This is a genomic window from Enterococcus sp. AZ196 (genome assembly GCF_050498845.1).
Lineage (GTDB): Bacteria > Bacillota > Bacilli > Lactobacillales > Enterococcaceae > Enterococcus_A > Enterococcus_A murrayae.
This window is the reverse complement of the sequence record NZ_JBIPAM010000001.1, coordinates 3207961-3231147: the sequence shown is the minus strand read 5'-3', so window position 1 is coordinate 3231147 and position 23187 is coordinate 3207961. Positions and strand designations below refer to the sequence as shown.

General features: G+C 41.4%; 24 protein-coding genes. 2 read left to right on the top strand and 22 right to left on the bottom strand.

Annotated elements, in window-relative coordinates:
* Positions 1-150 precede the first annotated feature (150 nt).
* The 20 genes from IGI67_RS15500 to IGI67_RS15405 all read right to left on the bottom strand — a co-directional run bounded on the left by IGI67_RS15500 (position 151) and on the right by IGI67_RS15405 (position 20145).
* Complete coding sequence (locus IGI67_RS15500; RefSeq protein ID WP_429958304.1) at positions 151-1185, bottom strand: zinc-dependent alcohol dehydrogenase; 1035 nt, start codon at positions 1183-1185, stop codon at positions 151-153.
* Positions 1186-1511: 326 nt separating this feature from the next.
* The gene (locus tag IGI67_RS15495) at positions 1512-2348 is read right to left on the bottom strand and encodes a serine hydrolase (RefSeq protein WP_429958303.1); all 837 of its coding nucleotides are present in this window, start codon (positions 2346-2348) and stop codon (positions 1512-1514) included.
* Between the two features lie 120 nt (positions 2349-2468).
* Positions 2469-3401 (bottom strand): zinc-ribbon domain-containing protein, encoded by a 933-nt coding sequence (locus tag IGI67_RS15490; protein WP_429958302.1) that lies wholly within the window; start codon positions 3399-3401, stop codon positions 2469-2471.
* A gap of 203 nt (positions 3402-3604) precedes the next feature.
* Positions 3605-4645: a serine hydrolase gene (locus tag IGI67_RS15485; protein ID WP_429958301.1), complete on the bottom strand. Its 1041-nt coding sequence runs from the start codon at positions 4643-4645 to the stop codon at positions 3605-3607.
* Positions 4646-4981: 336 nt separating this feature from the next.
* Positions 4982-5809, bottom strand: a complete 828-nt coding sequence (locus IGI67_RS15480) for an ABC transporter permease (RefSeq protein WP_429958300.1) — start codon at positions 5807-5809, stop codon at positions 4982-4984.
* Positions 5809-6831 (bottom strand): ABC transporter permease, encoded by a 1023-nt coding sequence (locus IGI67_RS15475; protein ID WP_207107767.1) that lies wholly within the window; start codon positions 6829-6831, stop codon positions 5809-5811. Before IGI67_RS15475 ends, IGI67_RS15480 begins: the two co-directional genes overlap by 1 nt.
* Positions 6832-6855: 24 nt before the next feature.
* Positions 6856-8457, bottom strand: coding sequence for an ABC transporter substrate-binding protein (locus IGI67_RS15470; RefSeq protein WP_207107768.1), 1602 nt, complete (start codon positions 8455-8457; stop codon positions 6856-6858).
* Between the two features lie 69 nt (positions 8458-8526).
* Positions 8527-9525 (bottom strand): ABC transporter ATP-binding protein, encoded by a 999-nt coding sequence (locus IGI67_RS15465; protein WP_429958299.1) that lies wholly within the window; start codon positions 9523-9525, stop codon positions 8527-8529.
* A 1-nt stretch (position 9526) separates the two neighbouring features.
* Positions 9527-10519, bottom strand: a complete 993-nt coding sequence (locus IGI67_RS15460) for an ABC transporter ATP-binding protein (RefSeq protein WP_207107769.1) — start codon at positions 10517-10519, stop codon at positions 9527-9529.
* Between the two features lie 391 nt (positions 10520-10910).
* Positions 10911-11345: a hypothetical protein gene (locus IGI67_RS15455; RefSeq protein ID WP_207107770.1), complete on the bottom strand. Its 435-nt coding sequence runs from the start codon at positions 11343-11345 to the stop codon at positions 10911-10913.
* 184 nt (positions 11346-11529) lie between these two features.
* Positions 11530-12267, bottom strand: coding sequence for a 2-dehydro-3-deoxy-phosphogluconate aldolase (gene dagF / locus IGI67_RS15450; RefSeq protein WP_429958298.1), 738 nt, complete (start codon positions 12265-12267; stop codon positions 11530-11532).
* A 35-nt stretch (positions 12268-12302) separates the two neighbouring features.
* Positions 12303-13391 (bottom strand): DgaE family pyridoxal phosphate-dependent ammonia lyase, encoded by a 1089-nt coding sequence (locus tag IGI67_RS15445; protein WP_429958297.1) that lies wholly within the window; start codon positions 13389-13391, stop codon positions 12303-12305.
* Positions 13381-14487: an amidohydrolase/deacetylase family metallohydrolase gene (locus IGI67_RS15440; RefSeq protein ID WP_429958296.1), complete on the bottom strand. Its 1107-nt coding sequence runs from the start codon at positions 14485-14487 to the stop codon at positions 13381-13383. Before IGI67_RS15440 ends, IGI67_RS15445 begins: the two co-directional genes overlap by 11 nt.
* Positions 14488-14502: 15 nt before the next feature.
* Positions 14503-15195: a DUF4310 family protein gene (locus tag IGI67_RS15435; RefSeq protein WP_429958295.1), complete on the bottom strand. Its 693-nt coding sequence runs from the start codon at positions 15193-15195 to the stop codon at positions 14503-14505.
* A gap of 382 nt (positions 15196-15577) precedes the next feature.
* Entirely contained in the window at positions 15578-16357 is a 780-nt protein-coding gene (locus IGI67_RS15430; protein ID WP_207107775.1) for a DUF4311 domain-containing protein, read from the bottom strand.
* Between the two features lie 101 nt (positions 16358-16458).
* Positions 16459-16809: a DUF4312 family protein gene (locus tag IGI67_RS15425; protein WP_429958294.1), complete on the bottom strand. Its 351-nt coding sequence runs from the start codon at positions 16807-16809 to the stop codon at positions 16459-16461.
* A gap of 12 nt (positions 16810-16821) precedes the next feature.
* Complete coding sequence (locus tag IGI67_RS15420; RefSeq protein ID WP_207107777.1) at positions 16822-17175, bottom strand: glycine-rich SFCGS family protein; 354 nt, start codon at positions 17173-17175, stop codon at positions 16822-16824.
* A 17-nt stretch (positions 17176-17192) separates the two neighbouring features.
* A complete protein-coding gene (locus IGI67_RS15415) occupies positions 17193-17525 on the bottom strand; it encodes a PRD domain-containing protein (protein WP_207107778.1) in 333 nt (110 codons plus the stop codon).
* 40 nt (positions 17526-17565) lie between these two features.
* Complete coding sequence (locus tag IGI67_RS15410; RefSeq protein WP_429958293.1) at positions 17566-19410, bottom strand: BglG family transcription antiterminator; 1845 nt, start codon at positions 19408-19410, stop codon at positions 17566-17568.
* Positions 19411-19707: 297 nt separating this feature from the next.
* Entirely contained in the window at positions 19708-20145 is a 438-nt protein-coding gene (locus IGI67_RS15405) for a MerR family transcriptional regulator (protein WP_429958292.1), read from the bottom strand.
* A 114-nt stretch (positions 20146-20259) separates the two neighbouring features.
* Between IGI67_RS15405 and IGI67_RS15400 the strand changes: the two genes are divergently transcribed.
* Positions 20260-21234, top strand: a complete 975-nt coding sequence (locus IGI67_RS15400) for an alpha/beta hydrolase (protein WP_429958291.1) — start codon at positions 20260-20262, stop codon at positions 21232-21234.
* Positions 21235-21312: 78 nt separating this feature from the next.
* On the opposite strand, the gene IGI67_RS15395 is transcribed toward IGI67_RS15400, so the two are convergent.
* Together IGI67_RS15395 and IGI67_RS15390 are read right to left on the bottom strand one after the other, a co-directional pair.
* Positions 21313-21546, bottom strand: a complete 234-nt coding sequence (locus IGI67_RS15395; protein ID WP_429958290.1) for a type II toxin-antitoxin system prevent-host-death family antitoxin — start codon at positions 21544-21546, stop codon at positions 21313-21315.
* Positions 21547-21614: 68 nt separating this feature from the next.
* Positions 21615-22520, bottom strand: coding sequence for a magnesium transporter CorA family protein (locus IGI67_RS15390; RefSeq protein ID WP_429958289.1), 906 nt, complete (start codon positions 22518-22520; stop codon positions 21615-21617).
* Positions 22521-22856: 336 nt separating this feature from the next.
* Here IGI67_RS15390 and IGI67_RS15385 point away from each other — a divergent pair, with 336 nt between their 5' ends.
* Positions 22857-23087: a helix-turn-helix domain-containing protein gene (locus IGI67_RS15385; RefSeq protein WP_207107783.1), complete on the top strand. Its 231-nt coding sequence runs from the start codon at positions 22857-22859 to the stop codon at positions 23085-23087.
* Positions 23088-23187: the final 100 nt, after the last annotated feature.

The window sequence follows — 23187 nt, the reverse complement described above, 5'->3', positions numbered from 1 at the left end:
GGGAGTTCATAAAGACTTCTATCAAAACAGACAGGCAGCTGCATAATTATTATTATTAAATCAAACAAATTTTCACTCTTGATTATAACCGATTTTTTATACAACTACCCACCATACTAGCATTGCCTTATTGATTTATTGCTTCATGATTTAAAATCTCACAACCACTCGGTATTTATCTCCTTCGATTGCCGATTCGAATCCTGCCTTCACATCATCAAAGGACACAATCTCACTAATAAACGGTCGCATATCGATTATACGTTCGCTGATCATTTTAGAAGCTCGAACAAAATCTCGACTGTTCGAGTTTGCTGTCCCCGCGATCGAGTAGCCGCCTTTATGCAGCTTATCCGGACTAAAGCTTACTGGCTCATCTGGATAAAATGACGAATAAAGGATCACTTTGCCCGTATTTGAAACCAGCTCGATCGCTTCTTCCACAACACTATGGATCGGTGTCGTATCAAAAACTACATTGGCCCCAAGATTTCGACTGATTTCTTTGACTTTAGCTGGGAGCACCTCTTTCGAAGAATCAACAACATAATGTGCTCCGATTTTTTTAGCCAGTTCCAAGCGTTCTGAATTTAAGTCGCAGGCAATCACTCTAGCCCCGCTTTTTACGGCCAATGCAACATGCAGTAATCCCATGATGCCGCAGCCGATGACCACTACCAAGTCGCCATACTGGATATCTGCCGTCTCGCAGCTGTGAACGACACAAGATAACGGTTCTGTTAAAGCCGCTTCCTCAGGGGCTACACCAAAATAATGGAAGAGATGCTTCGGCTCAACTAACATATATTCCGACAAACCACCCATTCCTTTGTGGGGAAGACCTTCTAAATGCTTACTGTGATTGAAGTCTATGCAGTTCTGTTCCTCACCGCTTTTACAAAAATCACAATCGCCGCAAGCAAGGTTCGTTCCGAAAACCACCTTATTTCCTACCTGCCATTTTGTCTTATCGATGCTGCTTCCCAAAGCAACGATCTCTGCCGCGATCTCATGACCGCCGATAAAAGGATATTCAACTTTTTTAACCCCTGTATATACCCTCTGCTCCCAGGTACAAAGAGCACAAGCCTCGATTTTAATTAGAATTTTATTCTCCGAAACCTCCGGCATGTCACACTCTTCGATCCTTAAATCCTTGATTCCATAAAAAACTGCTGTCTTCATCTTCTGTCTCCCTTCTCAGCAATTGACTAAAATAGTTTAAGTGCTTCGAAAAAATCCTTCGGTTCTAAAAAAGAGCCAATGGTTCTATTCGCAAATTAAATATATAACCATCCTCCCTCTTTGTCAACGACTATTTGAAAACGATTTACAGAGAAACTCTATCGTATCTCCATTAACAACCATATAAGTTAGAATGTGTTTTACGTGTACTATTAATTATCCATATCCGAATACTTAATTTTCTAAATTCACACACTTCTTTTTACACAAAAAAATCGGCGCTGCTTTAGCTCTCTAAAGCAAAACCGATTTTCTTTTTTTCTAACTTATTGATAAATTTTTGTCGCAGCCAAAGTAAATTCGCCGATAGCCCCTCGAATCCCTTCCACACTCTTAAAATTTTGCGACAGCACAACAATCGCAAAAGGATTCTCTTCGGATAAAACCAAACCAATATCGTTTTCTGCATTATCCAGTTCCCCTGTTTTATTCGCTACTAGGACATTTTCGGGTAGTTTACTCGGAATTTTCGTACGAAGCACCTGCCCCTTCATTATATCTAGCATCGCTGATTGAGGATATGCAGTTTGCTGCTGATAGAGCTTCTTCAAAAAAGACATACAATCATTCAACGACGTATAGTTTTCTCTTCCTTGACTACGTGCTTCATTATCCAGCATCATTCGCTCCACACGTGTATCGTGATAGCCTTGTGTCTGGAAATACTCATTCAGATTCGCCATACCGAAATGAGAGATCAGTACATTTGCAGCCTCGTTATCGCTTTGCTGAATCATCGGTACGATCCAATCACTAAGTGGCTTTTCTTCAATCCGTTCATTGGGATCAGCTTTTGTAAAAGCGTACTCCATAATAAAGACTTTAATCACACTCGCAGAGATAGTCGGCGCTGAATTATCACTAGAAATATCTCTATTCTGATTGAAATAATGAATCCCATAGTAAACTTGATCCGCGCTTGCTATTAACGGGGCCGTATCTAATTGTGGTTCAGGAGCACTTGATTGTTGTGTACTGCTGGTACTCGCAGTCTTTGCCTCACTAGTTTCAAGCTTTGGTTTTGAACTTATTTTTTCCGAACGGCTTTCCTTAACTTTTTGCGGCACATTTTCCTGCTGCTGGGCGAAAAAGGTATTCACCACTAGGTAAGAGGAGCCTGCTAGTATAAGAAAAAGCATCCCCATCAAAAGGTATTTAGCGTTTCTCGTTTTTTTCGGACTGGAGTGTCTTCCCAAAAGGTTTCATCTTCTTTCTTTCCGTTTTTAAGAGATCCAGACCTCATTGACCCCATCATTTTTCGAAACACCATCGGTCAATGCCAAACGTGAAGAATAGGAGATGTAGCCGTAATAGATCTGGGTACCTCCACCGTCCCAAGTCACCGTGATTTGGACGTTCGGATTGATCAGTTTAGTATCCGGCATTTCTGTTGGATACTGCTCGTTCGTCTCATAACTCAAAACATCGCCGCTAGCACTTGTAATCGTTGCCTTCCCAAAATATTGTGTGCCGTTAACATTTTTCTGGGTTACACTACCATTCGCACCAATCGTCAAAGCAGTTTGCCTTTGGCTAGTTTGCGAGTAATAGAAATAATAGGTATTCGCCCATTTCGCATAATCGCCGCTAAAGCCGCTCGTGCTCCCAGAAGTCCTTACTGCTGGACGATCCTTTTCCTGTGCTTTTTGAGCAGCTTCTTTGTCCTCTTCTTGCTTCAATCCTTCTTCATTCTTCTCAGTTAGATCGTCTACCTCATCAGCAATGGCTGAAAATTCACTCTTGCCTAAATCACTAGCGGGAATACGGCTCAGCTTGAGGTTTGATTTTTTATAGTCGCCATTGATTGTTAATTCCTTGGCCTCAGCGATGATTTCATCGTATTTACTAGTATCAATTGTGCTGGAGGTCGAAGATGTTGCTGGCAACTGTGTCTCATTATTATTACGCCCAGCCATAGCAAAACCGACACCCATAACAACTGCCAACAACGCTAACCCAGCGATCATGAAGGCCCATTTGGGAACACTGGATTTTTGAGGATTCGGTGTATAATCTGATATAGGCGCCGTTTCCTGCAGATTTGCTCCCTGACTCCTCTTTGGCGATGTTTCTGATTTTGCAAATTCATAGCCGCAATGCTCACAAAATAGTGATCGATCGCTATTTTCCTCTCCACATCTTGGACATAGTTTCATTTTAAAATCGCTCCTTTTTCCCTTTGTTAAATCCATTAAAATAATGATAACCACTGTTTCATGTGTTTATTTTATCATAATAATATCGAAAAAAATCACAATTCTTTCAATATACCACTTCTTCCGGCTTATTATTATAGCTAATTTTTTCTGCAGAACTAAAAAAGAACCTACCGAATTTTCTTCAGTAAGCTCCTCTAAGTCTATTTCAATTTTGTTGCGGCTAAACTAAAATCAGCGATCGCTGTTCTAGTTTTCACGATATCTGAAACTTCTTTTGTCAACACAACAATCGCGAATGGGTTGTCCTCTGTTAAAACGAGTCCGATGTCATTTTCGACATTCTGTTGTTCTCCAGTAATATTTGCGACTGCAGTATTTTCCGGTAATTTCTGTGGAATCTTTGTACGGATAACCTGCCCCTTCAATATTTCCATCATCGTTTTCTGCGGTTCCTTTTCACGATCATCGTAAATCTTTTTCAACAGCTTCATGCAATCATTCAATGACGTGTAATTATCATTGTCAGTTATGCGAACATTGATATCCACCATTCGACGTTCGATCCGCGTATCAGGATATCCCTGTGTCTTGAAATAGTCATTCAGTTTGTCCATTCCATAATGATCAATCAATACGTTGGTTGCATTAATATCATTTTGTTGGATCATCGGAACCAGCCATTCCGTCAGCTTCTTCTCTTGGATCATCTGATCACCGCCGTCTTTTTGAGCAAGGGCATAATCCATGATAAACAACTCAATGACGTTGGCAGCGATCGTTGGTTCAGAATTGTCACTAGAAAAATCTTGTTTGTCCTTAAAATAATGAACACCATAATACACTTTTCCAGCACTCTGGGTTAAAGCTCCCGCATCTAAACTAGCCGGTTTCTTTTTCGCTTTTGTTGAAGTCTTTTTCTTAGCCGCCTTTTTTTCAGAGCTTTCCTGTTTCTTACTTGTACTAGATTCTTTTGTCTTTTTCTTAGATGATTTTGTCGTCTTCTTCTCAGAGCTCTTCTCTGTTTTTTTCTTAGCCGGTTTCTTCTTACTGCTGGCAGCAGGTTTTTCCTTTGACGAAGATGGGCTGTCCTTAGCGGTGACTGCCTCTTTTGGTTTTTCTGCTGAATAATTCAACACGCGTGTCACACCAAAATAAGCACCACCCGCCAATAGAAGTGCCGCCAGGCCGATCACGACATATTTGCCTTTCGATTTTTCATTTGGATCAGTATGTTTACCCAAACTCTTCACCTTCTCTCTTTCGTATACCTGAGTTTTATATTCAACAATAAGTTTATCACATTTCATTATTAAAATAATTTCTTTCGGAAAAGAATATATAATTTATAAACATTAATTATTACTGTTCTCCACTGCGTATAGTAAGGATTTTTCTTATACATATCATTCTGACTAATCCGCCTTCTTATTAATCTGTGAAAAACCAGCGCTCGCAACCATTAATAAAGCAATAATAATGGTTTTACGCCTAATCTTTCACTTAATCGTCCTAACATAAAAAATGAACGGGCGAAAAAAGCCTGCCTCATGTGATTCATGAGACAGACTTCTATCGATTTATTTATTTTTGATTTTTGGATCGAGATAGTCACGCAGGCCGTCACCAACAAAGTTCGCGCCGATCGACATAGAGAAGATCGCGATACCTGGGAAGGTGGAAATCCACCAATAGTTCATATTATTGACCCCATCGGATACCATTGATCCCCACTCAGGAGTTGGCGGTTGCGTACCCAATCCTAAAAAACTCAACCCTGAAAAGGTAACAATCGCATTCCCAATATCCAGTGTTGCCATAACTAATAATGAGCCTAAGGCATTCGGAACGATCTCTTTAACTAGGATTCGCAAATGACTAGCACCTAAAACTTTGGAAGCAACGATGTATTCATTTTCCTTCAAAGTAATCACGAGACTTCGCATCAATCGTGCATAATTGGGCCACCAAATGATTGTCATCGCCAAAACCGAGTTAAAAATACTTGGTCCTAGTGCAGCAGCGATTACCATCGCCAAGATCAGCGGTGGAAATGCTGCAATCAATTCTGCAAAACGCATCATGATATCATCGATGATACCACCGACATATCCGGCGATACCACCATAGATTGTCCCAATAACGATCGTGATACAGACTGTTACTAATCCAGCGGTAATCGATACACGACTTCCCATTAATACCCGAGAGAAAACATCTCGACCTAATTCATCCGTTCCAAGTAAATGACCGGATGAGCCAGGGGCTAAAAAGCGCCCCATCATATCCTGCGCTAATGGATTTTTCGGAACAATCAGCGGTGCAAATACCGCCACGATCACCCATAGCGCACAGATAATCAATCCTAGTTTGAACAAGAAATTCTTTTGCTTCAATAGTCGTTTCATTAGCTGTACCTCACTCTCGGGTCGATGACTCCATAAAGGATATCAATCAAGAGATTCAGTATCACATTGACCATCGCGATCAATAATGAAACGCCGCAGATCGCCGGAAAGTCCAACGTTGTTGCCGAAAGATATGCATACTGTCCAATCCCCGGCCATGAAAAGATTTTTTCAACGAAGACCATACCGCCTAGCAAGTTGCTAAAGCCCATACCCATGACGGTTATTACAGGAATCAAGGCATTTCCTAACGCGTGTCGCAAAACGATTTGACGTTGGGACAGCCCTTTAGCTTTTGCGGTGCGGATATAATCCAATGAAGAAACCTCCAACAGATTCGAACGCGTCTGCCGTGAGATCAATCCCATAGTAAAGAACCCTAAAACAATCGCCGGCAGGATCAGATGGGAGAGCGCGTCATTTAGCAATGCCCAGTTCCCACTGGTTAAGGCGTCCCAAACATAAAGTCCTGTTCCTCCTGTCGGTGCGGAGATACGCGAACTGACTCGCCCGCCGCCTGGAAACAACCGCCATTTAGAATAGAAAAGCAGCAGCATGACTAGTGCGAACCAGAAATTTGGGATCGAGACCCCGCTGATTGAGATAGTACGAACTAGATAATCAAACGGCTTGTTGCGATAAACCGCAGAGATGATCCCAAACGTGATCCCGAATAAAACGGCGATCAGCATAGCCATGATGGATAGTTCCAAAGTCGCAGGGAAAAACTGTTTTAAATCACTGATAACAGGATTACCGGTGCGAATCGAAGTCCCTAGATCTCCCCGCAACAAGTTGCTCAGATAGATAAAGTATTGCTCCATTAGCGGTTTGTCTAATCCCCAGCGGGCCTTATAAGCCGCTACCGCTGCAGGATCGCTCATCGCATTTGGACTCATATTCGATGCAATTGGATCACTGGGAACGAGATGCGAGATCATGAATACTAAAAACGTCACCCCAATGATCAAAAAGCAAACAAATAATAAGCGCCGTAATAAAAACCTAGCCATATTCCTCATACACTTTTGCCCCTTGCCCTTTGGTTAGTTGATACTGACATCTTGGAAATTGATTTTTTGTACTTCAAAGTAGCTGACACCCTTCAAGTTATCGCGGTAAGCCAATACTTTCGGATGTTGAACTAAGAACGCATATGGCATGTCGTTTGCCAATAGCTTTTGCAATTCTTCTGAAGCCGCTGAACGTTTTTCTTCATCTGATTCTGTTTGAATCGTTTTCTTCAGTTCAGCCATCTTCTCGTTTGAAGTGTCTGCCCATTTCGCACGTTCCCCAACGGTGTCGCCTGGTAAGAAGACTAGCTGGTTATTGATATCCATGTAATCTGGATGCCAGTGCATCATTAAGAAGGCTTCTTTTCCTTCACGGTAAGAATCGATTACGACACCAATCTCAGATGTTTCGATCTTCGCATTGATCCCGATTTTTTCCAAATCGTCTTTGATTTTTTGGCCTAAGGTGGTCCATGACATTCCTTCTGTATCAAAGTTTGCTACAGTGAATTTCACGTCAAAGCCGTCTTTGTAGCCAGCTTCTTCCATCAGCTTCTTCGCTTCATCCAAATCTTGGTAGTCTTTTTCTTTTTCTAAAGCACCGACAAAGCCTTTTGGCACGATATCTAGCGGCAACACTGCTTCGTCACCTGAAATCTTCAATAGTTCCTTGTAATTGATCGCTTTACGAACCGCTTCTTGCACTTTCGGATTCGCCATTGGTCCGCCAATTTTTTCATCTTGGTTCATTAATAGGAAGGTCGTTGTTGAGCCAACATAGTTTTTGATCTTCACGCCTTCTTGATCCTTCAATTGCGATACATTGTCCACACCGATACCTAACGCGATATCAATGTCGCCTTGTTTCAACATTTGGATCTGAGTATTTACATCTGGAATTTCTTTACAAATGACCTTATCGTTTTTCACTTTGCCCCAGTATTTGTCATTTTTGACCAGACTTAGCTCTTCGTTTTGTTTCCATTTGTCCAAAACATACGCGCCAGATCCAGCTGAGTTAGCATTCAACCATTTTTCAGCAGTATCTTTAGACGATGCATCCTCCGCATCCGTCCCGCCATGTTCCTTAACGACCTCTGAATCCACGATCGCGAAGGAGTTGTTCGCTAATTTAACAAGGAACGCTGCGTCTGGTTCTTTCAACGTGAATTTCACCGTATAATCATCTGGTGTTTCAATGCTTTCAACGTTTTCAGTATGATGACTCGTATTACTTTTCAGGTTTTTCGTTCGCATGACACTGAACTTCACATCTTTAGAAGTCAGCTCATTGCCGCTGGAGAATTTCACGCCTTCTTTGATTTTAAATGTATGAACCTTTTGCGAATCATCCAATTCATGTGATTCTGCTAATGAAGGCTCTGGTGTTGATGAATCAAACGTGCGATACAAATAATCGTAAAGCGCATAATACACCATGTTTCCATAAACTTCATAGCCATGGTGAGGATCCAAAGTCTTCAAATCAGATGCCATCCCGACTACCAATGTCTTGCCGCCATCACCGCTGCCACCATCGTTTGATCCGTCAGTACTGCCGCCCCCGCCGCCACAACCGGCAAGTGTCAACATCACTAAACAAATGACGCTCCACAACATCTTTCTTTTTTTCATACCCTTGTACTCCTCCTTATTTTTGCTAAATGTAATTTAATTTTTCAAAAGAAAAATTAATTCTGATTTTTATGGTGCTTCTGTTTCCTCTTTCTTATCGTGCAAATGACAGGCCACAAAATGGTTGTCCTTTACCTCCATCAGTTCGGGCACGACTGTTTTGCATTTTTCCATCGCAAATGGACAGCGGGTATGGAATTTGCAGCCTTTAGGCGGATTCGCAGGACTTGGAACATCTCCAGTCAATACGATTCGTTCCGTCTTTTCTTTATCAATCGTCGGTGCTGCCGAGATCAGCGCTTTCGTATAAGGATGCAGTGTATCTTTGTATAGAGCATCCCGATCTGCCAGCTCTACTACATTTCCTAAATACATTACAGCGATTCGATCGCATAAATGATAAACAACTCCTAAATCATGGGAAATAAAGAAATAAGTCAGATTCATTTGTTCCTGCAGCTCTACTAGCAGGTTGATGACTTGTGCCTGAATCGACACATCCAACGCGGAAACAGGCTCATCACAAATGATGATGTCTGGTTTTAAAGCCAGTGCTCGAGCGATCCCGATCCGCTGCTTCTGCCCGCCTGACATTTCATGGGGGTATCGCTTCTTGTAATCTGGTGCTAAACCAACCATTGTCAATAAGCGGTCGATTTCTGCTTCAATCTCTGCCTTGGTCATATCTTTTTTGTGATGGATTTGAAAAGGCTCCGCCAATATATCTCTGATTTTATTTCGAGGATTTAAACAGGCGGATGGATCCTGAAAAACGAGCTGAACCTTTGATCCAAAGGCTATTTTTTCTTTGCGATTCTTGAAGGCGCTGACATCCTGCCCATCGATGATGATCGTTCCGTCGGTCACTGCACCAAGGTTCAACATGGTTTTCCCCAAGGTACTTTTCCCACAGCCGCTCTCGCCTACAATGCCGAAGGTCTCACCCTTATTTACGGTTAGCGAAACATCGTCCACTGCCTTCAGTGTTCCTTTTTTTCCTTTGCCATCACGAATTTCAAAATACTGTTTGACGTGCTCCATCGTAATAATCGGTTCTTGTGTCATCATTTTACGTCGTCACCTCGGTCTCTTCTTCCGTCGAATACTTAAAGCAGCGAACCTTGCGGCCGTCTTCTCCCGTCGTCAACGCTGGCCGCTTCTCTTTACAGATAGCCATCGCATAAGGACAGCGAGGGTGGAAGCTGCATCCTTTCGGCATGTTATCCAGCTGAGGAACCATTCCCTCAATACTGTTCAGCTTTCCTTTTTCATCTAGAATATTTGGAATCGCAGCAATCAATCCTTCTGTATAAGGATGCTTAGGATTGTCTAGGATTTCACGAATCAATCCCTGCTCCACGACTTTTCCGGTATACATCACAATCACGCGATCGCAGACTTCCGATACCACCCCTAAATCATGAGTAATCAGAATAATCCCCATTTTGAGACGATCTCTTAATTCCTTTAATACTTCTAATATTTGCGCTTGAATCGTTACATCCAATGCCGTTGTCGGTTCATCCGCAATCAAAAGCTGAGGATCACAAGCAAGTGCCATTGCGATCATCACTCGTTGCCGCATCCCGCCAGACATCTGATGAGGGTATTCATTGAAGCGCTGTTCAGGAGCTGGGATTCCTACAAGCTTTAACAGCTCAATCGCTTTTTCCTTTGCATCTGCTTTTGAGATATCCGTGTGAATCCGCATAGATTCAATAATTTGACTTCCGCATTTATGGAGCGGATTCAAAGAGGTCATCGGTTCCTGAAAGATCATCGCCAACTGATTGCCGCGATACTGCTGCTTTTCCTTCTCTTTCATAGCTATCAAGTCGGTGCCTTTAAACAAGGCTTTTCCGCTGACCCGACTTGTTGCTTCCTCTAATAGCCCCATAATACTTAATGAAGTCACGCTTTTTCCACTGCCGCTTTCGCCAACAATCCCTAATGTCTCGTTTTCATTTAATAGAAGATCTAAATTATTTACGGCAGTTACTTCTCCGTTATAGGTTCGAAATTTGACTGTGAGCTCTTCGACCCGTAGCAGTTCTTTCTCCATAAAATAATTAACTCCCCGTCTCTGTATTTTTAGAATAAGATTAAAAAATAACTATCTAATCTAATGAATCTTATTGCCGCTAATCGTTATTTTATTTGGAATATTCAGAAAATATTTTATTTTTTTGATTATACCAGTTGCCAAAAGATTGTCAATATAAAGTTTTAAGGACTGTTTTTCAAAATCCAGCGTTAGTAGCTCTAATCTTCTATAACCCAAAAATATTATGCACATTATGAATTTATCATGAGCTAATCTAATTAAACAATTACTCATTTTAAGATCATTGATTTTATGATCATTCTAGAAGTCATAAAATAACCAAAACAAAAACCTTAAACAGTTTTAAAAAGAAAACTGCCTAAGGCTCTTTTCACTATTCGATTGCATACTACATCAATTTTTCAAACCGGCTTTCGATGACTCCCAAGTGCAGTTGATTGAAATCTCTAAAAGATTGGCAGGGCACGGTTTCTTTATCACAGTCTTCCGCAATATAAATTGGTTTGAAGCCTAACGCTTCAGCTTCAGCCAATTGTTCTAGAGAATTCGAGATGAAAGTCACTTTTCGATGACTCAGTTCTACCTTCAAAAAGTCGACTAACCCAGGTGAAATGACTTCAGCGTCTTCACCATTGATTGAAAAATCTAAATAATCCGCTAAGTGATGCTCTAGCAGAACGTGATTCATCATCGCTTGATCATAGAAGACTATGCCGATCTGCTGCTTACGACTTTTCAAATAATCCAACAGCTGCTGGACATTTGCTTGATCTTCCTCCCGTAAAAATATACTCTCACTTGAAAATACAAACGTTTCAATCATTTCGTTTCCTCCTACTCTATTATTTTGTGCAATAATTCACGAGATAAGCTAAAAAAATTTGACCGCCTATCTCGTCATGTTGTCTCTTAACTTACATCATTTTTAAAGCGCTGTCAATAAACGGCAAACTGATTTATTCTCAACAAAGAAGAGCATGGAGGCAATCCCATGCTCTTTCATATACTTATACGATTTCTTTTACCATCGCTAATAGTGCTGCGACATCCTCTGGTCGGGTATCCCCTGTTGCTGGATCGATAATCGAACTATAAATATGCGGGATTACTTTTTCGACACCAGCATCTAGTGCGATCTTTACGATTTCTTGGAAGTTCGCTAAATCAATACCGCCAGTTGGTTCCAAATAGAAATCATTTTCAGCGCAGGCCTTCGCTACTGCTTGGTATTCTTCTTTACATGCCAAGCCTTTCATTGGAAAGTACTTAACAGAGCTGCCGCCCATATCTTTTAATAGAGCTATTGCTGTTTCAATTGGCACAATGGCTTCTGTTGTTTGGGAACTCAACGGGCCGGTCGCAATATTGACATAGCCGACTTTGCCGCAGGGCGAGACCAAACCATTGATCACTGTATCTTTTTGTCCCAGTAATGCTCGTGATGCTCCGACTCCTGTGAAAACTTGATTTACATGCTGCGGCTGCAGCTTGCCGGAAATTCGTGTGACCATCTGACTTTGATTGGGGTCACCGGCACCCAGTCCAACAGATAACGCGTTCTCAGTGGCTGCTTGATATTTTTCCATATCTTCAATAGCAGCAGCATCGCTATCATAATTTTTCGATAGTACACCTAAAACAACATGACCTTCTGCTGCTGTATAGCAGTCGCGAGCGTTTTCGACTGAGTTCGCTAAAACATTCAAACACACTCGATCGTTATAATACTTTGGGGTTAATGACATTCTATATACGCACCTCGTTTATTAGTTTTATTTGTTTACATGATTTCTTTTAGTCGTGTGATGATTTTTTCCATTTCTCTTTCATTTACTGCACGAATATCGAACTCGATGATCCCATTATTGGCTTGGTATTCCCTTGTATAAATCGCCGGGTCCTCCGCCTTCAAAGCAGCAATTACTGCTTTTGCGGATTGGTCTATAACCTTCACGCTTGCGCGATAAATGTCCCGTCCAGCACCATCCTGAACCATCGTTGCTTTCAGTCCGTCAATTTGATTGATCGCTTCGATAAATGGTGTCAAACGTTCTTTCATTGAATCACCCGTTTCACTTCCGTGCTCTAAGCGATCCTCCACCGCTTGTGTCAGACCTAAAATATTCTCTTTACCGATCTTCATCGCACGACCGATTCCCTTACCTTGCAGACGAACCCATTCAACATACTTTTTTCTACCGATGACTAGACCGCTGCTAGGTCCTTCGATCGCCTTAGCTCCTGAGTAAATGACTAGATCTGCTCCGGCTTTACTATAACGATAAAGGTCTTCTTCTGCTGCCGCATCTACGATCAGAGGTACTTGATACTTTTCAGCAACAGCCGCTGCATTTGCTACCGTCAGCATGCTCTTTTGTACAGTATGATGACTCTTGATATAGAGAATGGCTGCGGTATTTTCGGTAATCATCATTTCCATTTGCTCAGCGGAACAGCCATTCGCATACCCAGCTTCCACCACTTGTCCGCCGCCAAGATTCACCATCACCTCAACCGGAGTGCCGTAATCAACGTTATGCCCTTTAGGTAAAAGGATTTCTCGTTTTTTGATGCGATCTGTGTAAGGATGATATGCATGATAGACACTGCCTTCTCCAATAATCGCAGCAACAGATTGAGCGATCCCTGCGGATGCCGAGGAAACGATCTGAGCGTCTTCTACTTCCAGAAGCTTGGCTAAGTAGGCGCCGGTTTGGCTAGAAAGCTCGCTCATCTCAAAAAAATGCTCGCCTCCGAAGCGTTGCGCCGTCAGAACATTCTCTGCTACTTTTGATACACCTAAAATCGTCATCTTTCCTGAAGCATTGATAACTTCCTTTAAACCAAATTTATCATAACTAATTGTCATAAATGGTGCCCCCAATAATTGTTTTCACTGGCTTGATCAATTCTTTGGCTGTTCGCGTGAACCCATTTGAATCAGTCAACGTTTTCTCGCCGACCTCCAAATCAAAAATCGTCAGATCTGCATCATAGCCCTTCACTAGTTGACCCTTTTTCTCTAAATAGAAATATTTTGCGGGTACTGCTGTTACCTTGTCTAAAATTTCTTCCCACGAATACCCCACGACTCTCAATTTTTCCATCGTGGTTGCCAAGTCATACACTGGACCATTCTCACGGTTACGGTGATAAATGTCTGTACTGATTGACGTTGCTTTGATTCCTTCTTTTAACGCCCTTTCAGCTACATGGAAGTTGAAGCTGTCCGTCCCATGTCCGATATCAAAAACGATGCCTTTTTCATAAGCTACCTTCGCAAAATCCTTGATCTGATCCGTTTCTCTATCCAGAATCCCGTTAGGCTTGCCATTAAAGCAATGAGTCAATACATCGCCTTCATCTAATAATTCCAGAACTTCCTGCAGCTCTGGCGGCGCCGAGCCAATATGGATCATTAATGGAAGGTTTTGATTTTTCTGTTGAATATCTTTAGCCAGTTCTAGTGGTGTAATACCATTTTCACCAACGACTGTTTTACTCATCCGTGCCTTGATCCCGACGATGAATTGCGGAAGCTCCGTTAGACGATTCCGTACGAGGTCAGCCTGAATCTTCGTCAGATCAGCCAACTCATCCTGTTCGACAATTCCCCATTTAGAGATATTTACTAGTGCATAGACATTGGTTTTTACCGATTTGGTCAATTCATAAAAATCACCAATATTTTCGGCCCCGGTTGTTCCGGCATCGATCACCGTCGTAACACCTTTTGTAACTCCGATTTCATCTGGATAATCATAATAAAGCGTCATTTTTTCATAGCAATGGACATGGTCGTCTATCCAACCGGCAGACAGATAATGTTTGCCTTCAAGATCGAGAATTTCTTTAGCTGATGACTCGATCTCAGTCTCTGCTGCCAGAATCACCCCATCCTTAACAGCGACCTCTATTTTTTCCCCACTGATTAACTTTCCATTTTTGATTAATAAATCAAACATTCTTTGGCCTTCTTTCTATTGAAGTGCTACTGGGAAGATTGTTCCAAGTACCATTGCACCTAGGATCGCTCCACCAGCAATTGGTTTTTTCCACGCATAGAAGCCCAATGCTCCCAAGGTCGCGCCGATACCGATCGGAATAGAAGCGCCGCAAGCACTTAAAATAATCAACGGGCCTAAGAATCGGCCAGAAGAATTTCCGGCACCCATCATCACATCTGCACCAAAGGTTGAATTTGCTTGATTGATCGTAAATTTACGAATCAAAATAATCACACCGCCAACTAACAAACCTAAGACAGCACCAGTGATCAGCGACAGAGCAAAATTATCGATTGGTGCGCGAATTCCCATACTTAAGAAAATCGCGGGAATACCGATACCAATCCCTGTTAAAATCGAGCCGCCTAAATCAAGAATCCCCACCAATGAGCCCTCTAAAATACGAGCAAACAAGAAACTTGCTCCAAAGGCTGCGGCAGCCCCGTAAGAACCACCATCTAATCCAGCCTTCAACATTGCCACAATCGACACTTCATTAAACGCGCCAACACCATGGGTCACGTACATATGCGTTCCAGCGAATACTGCCGCAGCCATAATCCCTACTGTGATGGGAAATGCCCAGTCAGCATACCAGAAACTCTTCGCCTTCTTTTCTTCAGAAAGCGCTAATCGTTCCTTTTCCAATTCCTCTGTGTTATCCATTTGATTCACTCCTATCTCGTTATTTAGGAAGTTACTTTTTCCGAAGAAAAAGTAACTCTTATTCTCGTCACGTATATCATTCCACTAGGGTCTTTAGCTTATGTTTACTCATACTTGTAACTTTTAGCGCGCTGAAGTAACTAAACTACGAAAAGTGGAACTGACATCCTATCTCGTTATTTAGGAAGTTACTTTTTCCGAAGAAAAAGTAACTCTTATTCTCGTCACGTATATCATTCCACTAGGGGCTTTAGCTTATGCTTACTTATACTTGCAACTTTTAGCGCGCTGAAGTAAGTAAACTGCGAAGAGTGGAACTGACATTCTTCTTCATATTAATGGAATTACTTTTCTACCATTTATTTCATTCTGCCAATCTGGCTTAGTTCAAGCCTAACATTTTATGGATGTCTTCCAACCAGTTTGGTGCTTGCAGCTTGAAGCTTTCCAACATTTGCAGATCGAAGCCGCGGAAGAAGCCGCTTAAAACGAATAGCAAAATAATTGCACCCATCATCATCTTCGTTACTTTAGACCAGCCGATCTCATCGACACCTTTACCGATTAAGATTCCTAGTACCACTCCTGGTACAGCATTTCCCATAATCAATTGCGCGATTCCGCCGAATAACGTGCCCCAGAATCCCGTCCGTTTCCCTGCATCCAAAGCCGCCAACCAGAAAATGACTGGCATTACGATATTGATCAAGGTTGTTGCTGCTGGAACCAATACGGCTACTGCTGTTACCTGTAACGCTGATGGAATTGCTGCTGCGGTTGAATTTAAGAAAGCAACAACGATGGCACCAACGACCGCACCCACAAATCCCATTTTTCTAGGATCGTGCATGGTTTCTGAAACATTTTTATTTTTAGCTAATAAGACCGATGCTGCCCAGTTCGGAATGATTCGATGGGTGACATCCTGTGTAAAAGCTCCCGCTCCAACTGTTGAAGCCCAAGCATTGAAGAAAAAGCCCAGTCCGAATGAAAAATGCGATGCCGGATCTCCCATACATGCATTCATTTCGCCTAAAGTACGAAATGCACCCAAGCCTTGTGTACTCGGCGCGTGGAACATTCGCGCCGCACCCATCGAAGCAGAAAAGCCAAGCAAGCCGCCGATGATGATTGATTTAATTAAGATAACTGTAAACTCCACTATCTATATCCTCCTTATTCGTTAGTCGGTATTCATTTTTCTCATACCGCATATCCTTTTACGAACCTACTAAATAGAAAGTAAAACGGATATTTCTGCGCTTATATCTTTTTGGAAATAATAGGAATTTGAACCCCATCAGGATCGTCCGTCACTTTTTTCGTAAACGTCACGTCATTTACTTGAAGCGTCGTCACATTAACTGTTACTTCTAGCTTTACATGATAGCTCGTCCTTTTTCTTGGAAAGAAGAAAAAGAGAAAACGTTCTTTATACGATTCTTCGGTGGCTTCAATAACCTCGACTTCGACTGGTTCAATGCGTAAAATCACTTCGGATTCCTGCATCATTTTCTTTTGGATATCTCCCAGTGCACTAGCAAACGCATGCTGCTTGGAATCGCCCTTGCCTTCGACTGCTACGATGACTTGTTGGCAATCTTGGATACTCATCTACTCATCTCCCTAGTTGTGTTTCTTTTCAAAAGCTTCTACTAGACGTTTCCCCAATTCTTCCTGATCCATAAAACCGAATCCTAAAACTGTTTTTCCATCATTGATTGCCGTTATTCCTTCTTCAATCGAACGCATCCCGTGGCGTTCTGGGTATCCGTATTTTGTAGCCGCAGTCAGCGCACCTGCTCCGCCGCTTCCGCAAAATGAAATCCCCATATCCGCATTTTCCTGCTGCATTACATCACCTAAACGCATATCTGCGCCCATTCCCGGTACCACGACTGCTTTTCCGCCTGCTGCTTCTACACCTTTTGCTACATTTTGTCCTTTACCCATACGGTCTGCAATTACTACTGTGATCATTTACTTTTCCCCCTAAATTAATTTTGCTTAGCTGTTTCAAAATGGATCGATAAAACATACATTTCGTCTTGTGTTAAATTACTGATTTTTTGAACGACACCATCAGCTAATCGCAGCGCCTCCTGCGAAACTTCGCTGAACATTTCTGGATCAACCTCTGGAATTCGTTCTTGCTCTTTCGAACGCTTCAGCATCTCATTTAAATGATTGATTAAAATCGTCCATTGTAATTCCGTTGGTGCAATGTTTACTGCTGAAAGCTCTTCTTTCAGCCAGTTGATTAAACTTTCTAATTCTTCTTGATACTTACTCGTCGAAATAATCTGTAGTGCTTCTTCAGTCACGATCATTCATTTCCTCCTTTAACATATATGCGAAAAGCAGAACAATTTAACTTTTGATATAAGCAAATAATGCATTGATCTCTGATTGATTAATCGCTAGATTGTGTTCAGAAAATAATTGCTCTATTTGCTGGTTGTACGTTGAGACTGTTTTTTCTGTCTCATCCGTTTTATTTCCTTCCATCATATATTGCTGATCGAAGGTGATTCGATGGACCATCAAGAATACATGCAGCAGAAAGGCTTCGCGGTATTCTTGATTAAGCTCCTCCTTAAACAGACTCAAAAGCTTTTCATAAATCGTATATGCTTGTAAAATCAGCTCTTTGCTGAAGTCCTCTAGCGATGTTCGATTTCCTGGTGTTTCTAATCTCAGCTTCCTCGTCCCTTTTTGCGGTGATTGACTCAAGATTTTTTTAACGGCCTGCTGAATCTTTTCCAAATCTTGCTTCGTCGGCAGCGGATGAACCTTGATGAATTCGCAATCCATTCCTTCAATCGGAAAGATACTAATGACCAACTCCGGTTCCTTCTGCTTAATGACCTCTTGGGCATTCAGTACCGAAGCAAAAGCCGCAATCTCAATATTTGAAAGCTCCTCTGAGATTTTTTGCTTGATCAAACTTGTCACTCCTAAACCAGTGGAACAAACATATACCGCTCGAACACTTCGTAAATCCACTTCCTTCTCATAAGAAACGAGAAAGTGCAATGCGATATAAGCGATAAAGGAATCATTAATCAGCAAGCTTTTCCCTCGAATCTCTCTTCGCACCACCATCTCGATTGCATCAAAGAGTTCTGGATACTTAGCCTTGATATCATCCTTGAAAGGATTGTACTCATTGACAAACTTCTGTTTGCGCGATAGCCGCATGGACAAATGCGCATAAAGATTGGTCAGCAGCTGCGGATCATTAAAGAAGGAGTAGTTGATTTTTTTACTCACCTTTTGGATCAGGTTTTCCGTCAACGCCATCACGTCCTGCTGCAAATCATTTTCGAAGGTATCGCTGTAAACATAGCGGTACTCATCTTCAAACAAAGGCAACTGATAATGTGCGAAAACTTGCTGCATCAATAAGTAAGAGAGTTCCCGTTGCTCTTTCGGATCATTCAGCAATTGATAGCGGCCGATCGTATACTCATTTTGCAAACGAACGGTTGCAATCGCCACTCGAATCAGCATATTCAGTAACTCTGAATAATTTAGCTCCGCCGTATCGATCTGCTTTAATAGCTGCCGCATATCCGCAAGCACCTGATTGAAGACCTCTTGAAAGGCCGTTCCCTTGGCTGAATACAATTCGTATCCGTCCTGCTTTTCACTTTGCAGAAGCAGATCCATGATTTTGTAAATATCATAATCAGTCAAATCCTTTTGAAAAACCTCTTCAATTAATAAACGGACCTGATGCTCTGAACCAGTGATCAAAAAGCCTTTGCGAGGCAAGCGTTCCAGCTTTAACCCTAACGAATTCAGCTGCTTTTCTAAACTATCCAAATCATTGAGGATCGTATCTTTACTGACTGTCAAACGCTCCGCCAATTCATAAGAGGTAATGGCTTGATTTGTCAGCATAAGCTGGATACTCAAGCGATCCAGTCGCAACGTTTGATCAGCAAATAATTCCAGCCGGTCAACCTCCATTAATTCGCTTTTCAGCTTGATCCGCTCGGAATCACTCAGCTCCAGCCAAACACCCTGACTTCTTTTACTCGTTAAGTCGTGGTTCCTTTCTTGAAGCCACAAACGAATATCGTCTAGGTCATATTTGATTGTGCGTACGCTTACATTTCGCTGACTTGCTAATTCCTTAGTAGTGATCGGCTCTGGATTCTCAAGAAATTGCAGCAAGACTTGAATCTGTCTTTTCGTAATTTGTTGCATCATGCTCTCTCCTTACACACTTAACTATAGTGATTTGTCTTCCCTGGAACAATATGAAATGATTGCACTTACTCTAGTGCAAAGAATCCAAATTTTACAGGGAATTTGGCAATTTCTCATATGTATAGAAGATAATTTGTGGTTGATCTTCCATTTCTATCAAAAAAACATTGCACTAACACCTTCTTTAAAATAGCATTTCTCATCCCCTTTGTATCTTCTTTTTTTTAAATTTTCGTAAGAAAAAAGGCGTGACTTCAACTTTTCTTGAAATCATGCCTTCGTTTTTTTATAAGATTAGGAATGAGAGTACTCATAATACTTTTTGATCTGTTCCGGTAATTCTTCTGGAACTTTTGCCTTAACACTCTCTTCATTATCCGCTTTGATCGCTTCTTCATAGTACCAGCACTTATATTGCAGCATGTTGAGTACCCGATTCAGCTTTGCTATTTCTTCTTCAACAACGACCTTTTGTTTTTCAAAAAGCTCTTTTCGAATTTGGAAGGTTTGACTGCCTTGTTTGCTCCACTCCATAAATTGCTTGATATCTTTGATTTCTAATCCTGATTTCTTTAAACATTCAATGACTCTCAATGCTTCTATCTCATTTTCAGAGAACTTGCGAATTCCAGATACTCGTTGAATCTCCGGAAACAGTCCTTCTTTATCATAATAACGCAACGTAGATATTGGCAATCCAAACATTTCAGAAACTTGTCCAATTGTATACATCGAATTCCTCCATCTTTTTCATCATCTCTTGACCTAAAGTCAGGTTTAGGTATTAACATATTAGTATAGGCAAGTATGACTTGTCAAATTCAAACCAAAAAAGGAGCCAATATCATGGAAAAAGAATTAACGATCACTCAAGAATGGGATAAGGTATTTCCAAAAAGTGAAAAAGTCACTCATCGCAAGGTCACTTTTCATAACCGCTATGGCATCACATTAGCAGCTGACCTCTACGAACCGAAAGAATACAAAGGAAAATTACCTGCGATCGCCGTTAGCGGACCTTTTGGTGCAGTCAAAGAACAGTCCTCTGGCTTGTATGCTCAAACAATGGCCGAAAGAGGCTTCTTGACGATCGCTTTCGATCCGTCCTTCACTGGAGAAAGCGGCGGAGTCCCTCGTTATGTCGCTTCACCTGATATCAATACGGAAGATTTCCAAGCAGCCGTCGATTTCCTATCGGTTCAAGACAATGTGGAGCCAGAAGCGATTGGAATTATCGGAATTTGTGGCTGGGGCGGAATGGCACTCAATGCTGCCGCTATCGATACACGTATCAAGGCCACTGTTACTTCGACAATGTATGACATGTCGCGCGTAAATGCCAAAGGATACTTTGATGAAATGGACGAAGATGCTCGTTACAAACTAAAAGAAACCTTGAATGCCCAACGAATTGATGATTATAGAAATGAAGACTATGCCCTTGCTGGTGGCGTCATCGATCCGCTCCCTGATGATGCTCCACAATTTGTGAAAGATTATCACGCGTATTACAAAACAAATCGAGGCTATCATCCACGATCACTAAACTCTAATAACGGTTGGAATGTTACCTCATCTCTGTCCTTTATAAACATGCCGATCCTACAATACAGCAATGAAATTCGCAATGCCGTATTGATGATCCATGGGGAAAAGGCGCATTCCTTGTATTTTAGCCAAGATGCCTATAAACAATTAGTCGGAGAAAATAAGGAATTAATGATTATCCCTGGCGCTTCACATACCGATCTGTATGATCAAACATCCATTATCCCATTTGATCAAATAACAGAATTCTTTCAAACAAACTTGAAAGAATAGTTAGCGGCGAAAAAGCCCCCGACAACACTTTTATCCGTGTTGTCGGGGGCTTTACTACTTATATTCGGACGATATAACTCATATACCAAACCTCTGCTTAGCTTCAGAAAGAGAAATGGTGCCACTCTCTTCTGCTTTTTTTAACTTCTCAACGATTTCAAGACTCTTTTTCAAACGATCATACTCTTCAATAGTTACAACAACATACTTTCCATGCCCATTCTTCGTCAAAAAAACAGGCTCATCCGTAGTTACTTGCTCTAATACTTTATTGTAGTTACGCAAATCAGAAACTGGCTTTATGTTTAACATATTAGTCACCTCAATTGTAATGTACCCTATTTTACAGCATCTAAATCATAAGTTTCTTAAGCTCCATTTTACTTCATTAACCTCCGCAAGACATAAGACAATCCAAACCACAACAAAAGACTGACCACAATCGTAATAATCCAACCTGAAGCATTATGCTCCAGCGGCAACGGCATATTCATCCCGAAAAAGCCCGAAACAATCGTCGGAATCGTTAGCAACACCGATAACACTGTTAAAATCCGCATCGTATCATTCAAATTATTGTTTAAGACATTATTGTAGGTTCCGGATAGCTGCTGCAAAATCTGTGATGACAACTGCGTCATTTCCACTAGCTGCTGAGCCTCGATCAAGACATCGTCCAACCGTTCCTTTTCCTGCTCACTTAAGCGTCGATAAATTCCATGACTCTTAATTTGCTGCACTAACAGTACATTTTGCCGTGAAGCCGTTACGAAATAGACGATCCCCGTTTCTAAATCCGATAACAGTAGTAGATTCTGCTTTGTCGTCTTCTCCTTCAGCAATTGACTGATCCGTTTGCGGTCACGATCCATTCCTTCCACAAAAGGAAAATACTGATCAGAAATAGTGAAGAGACTGCCAAAAAGCAGTTCAAACAACGTACTATCAGGATTTTTCTCTAAGTAATTTTTGATCTCAAAATACAAATAGTTGGTCTGCTGATTCGTAACAGTGATCAAGGTTCGATTCACAACAATAAATGTCATCGGCACCGTTTCATGATGATTATCGATCTTTCGGCGATTGGGGGCATTGAAAATCAACAACAGCACATCCGTCGTTTTATCATAGTCTAAATGCGCCCGCTCGTTACGGTCCAGAGAATAATCGACAAATTCCCTATCGATTCCAAAATCACGATAAAGATTCTTCAACTCATCCACATTTTCCGCGTCAATATTGATCCAGCTGTTCATCTTATTGTTGAACACTTCTTTTGTATACATCTATCATTCACCTCATCCACATTCAATCCGTCTGCATTCTATCACAAAACGGACAACTGAGACTATCAGACATTTTCTTCTCCATTCATTTTTTTCGCTTTATTATAAATGGGCCTACTATAGTCGGCGACCTGCTATCGCAACTTTTTTCCGTTTGCGAAGAATGAGCTACCGTTCGCGGTTGACTAGCATAAGCTTTTTGATAAAATCGACTTGTCTAGCGGAAACTAGGCATTGATCAATGTTTAAAGGCAGCCGTTCGACCGGCTGTCTTTTGAAAATGTTACACTGTCCCTATTTATCTGTCAGATTATTTAGAATCGAGGTTATGTTTCTTTGAGTATTGAAGAAGCTATTTTACTTGATACCTTACGTTGCAGACTTGATTTCCTGCGAACGAAAAACAATTACACGAAAAAAGAGGTGGCTGAGCGTTTGAATCTTCCATTCGACCAATACGAGTCTTATGAAAGCGGAGAATCATTGCCCCATATTTTGGAATTGATTGATATCGTAGATCTGTATCAGGTAACCTTAGATTATCTGGTGGGAAGAACCGAAAATTAATTTATTTTTATATAAAAAGGGCGTTGCTTTGCGGAATAAACGAAGCATGCTTTTTTTTAAGCCTGCTTTCTAACTTTCTTCATACTTTGGTGTTAGATTG

Coding starts and splice junctions, on each gene's coding strand:
- IGI67_RS15500 (WP_429958304.1), bottom strand. CDS start 1,185: ATGAAGACAGCAGTTTTTTATGGAATCAAGGATTTAAGGATCGAAGAG.
- IGI67_RS15490 (WP_429958302.1), bottom strand. CDS start 3,401: ATGAAACTATGTCCAAGATGTGGAGAGGAAAATAGCGATCGATCACTA.
- IGI67_RS15480 (WP_429958300.1), bottom strand. CDS start 5,809: ATGAAACGACTATTGAAGCAAAAGAATTTCTTGTTCAAACTAGGATTG.
- IGI67_RS15475 (WP_207107767.1), bottom strand. CDS start 6,831: ATGAGGAATATGGCTAGGTTTTTATTACGGCGCTTATTATTTGTTTGC.
- IGI67_RS15470 (WP_207107768.1), bottom strand. CDS start 8,457: ATGAAAAAAAGAAAGATGTTGTGGAGCGTCATTTGTTTAGTGATGTTG.
- IGI67_RS15465 (WP_429958299.1), bottom strand. CDS start 9,525: ATGATGACACAAGAACCGATTATTACGATGGAGCACGTCAAACAGTAT.
- IGI67_RS15460 (WP_207107769.1), bottom strand. CDS start 10,519: ATGGAGAAAGAACTGCTACGGGTCGAAGAGCTCACAGTCAAATTTCGA.
- IGI67_RS15455 (WP_207107770.1), bottom strand. CDS start 11,345: ATGATTGAAACGTTTGTATTTTCAAGTGAGAGTATATTTTTACGGGAG.
- dagF (WP_429958298.1), bottom strand. CDS start 12,267: ATGTCATTAACCCCAAAGTATTATAACGATCGAGTGTGTTTGAATGTT.
- IGI67_RS15445 (WP_429958297.1), bottom strand. CDS start 13,391: ATGACAATTAGTTATGATAAATTTGGTTTAAAGGAAGTTATCAATGCT.
- IGI67_RS15440 (WP_429958296.1), bottom strand. CDS start 14,487: ATGTTTGATTTATTAATCAAAAATGGAAAGTTAATCAGTGGGGAAAAA.
- IGI67_RS15435 (WP_429958295.1), bottom strand. CDS start 15,195: ATGGATAACACAGAGGAATTGGAAAAGGAACGATTAGCGCTTTCTGAA.
- IGI67_RS15425 (WP_429958294.1), bottom strand. CDS start 16,809: ATGAGTATCCAAGATTGCCAACAAGTCATCGTAGCAGTCGAAGGCAAG.
- IGI67_RS15420 (WP_207107777.1), bottom strand. CDS start 17,175: ATGATCACAGTAGTAATTGCAGACCGTATGGGTAAAGGACAAAATGTA.
- IGI67_RS15415 (WP_207107778.1), bottom strand. CDS start 17,525: ATGATCGTGACTGAAGAAGCACTACAGATTATTTCGACGAGTAAGTAT.
- IGI67_RS15410 (WP_429958293.1), bottom strand. CDS start 19,410: ATGCAACAAATTACGAAAAGACAGATTCAAGTCTTGCTGCAATTTCTT.
- IGI67_RS15405 (WP_429958292.1), bottom strand. CDS start 20,145: ATGTATACAATTGGACAAGTTTCTGAAATGTTTGGATTGCCAATATCT.
- IGI67_RS15400 (WP_429958291.1), top strand. CDS start 20,260: ATGGAAAAAGAATTAACGATCACTCAAGAATGGGATAAGGTATTTCCA.
- IGI67_RS15395 (WP_429958290.1), bottom strand. CDS start 21,546: ATGTTAAACATAAAGCCAGTTTCTGATTTGCGTAACTACAATAAAGTA.
- IGI67_RS15390 (WP_429958289.1), bottom strand. CDS start 22,520: ATGTATACAAAAGAAGTGTTCAACAATAAGATGAACAGCTGGATCAAT.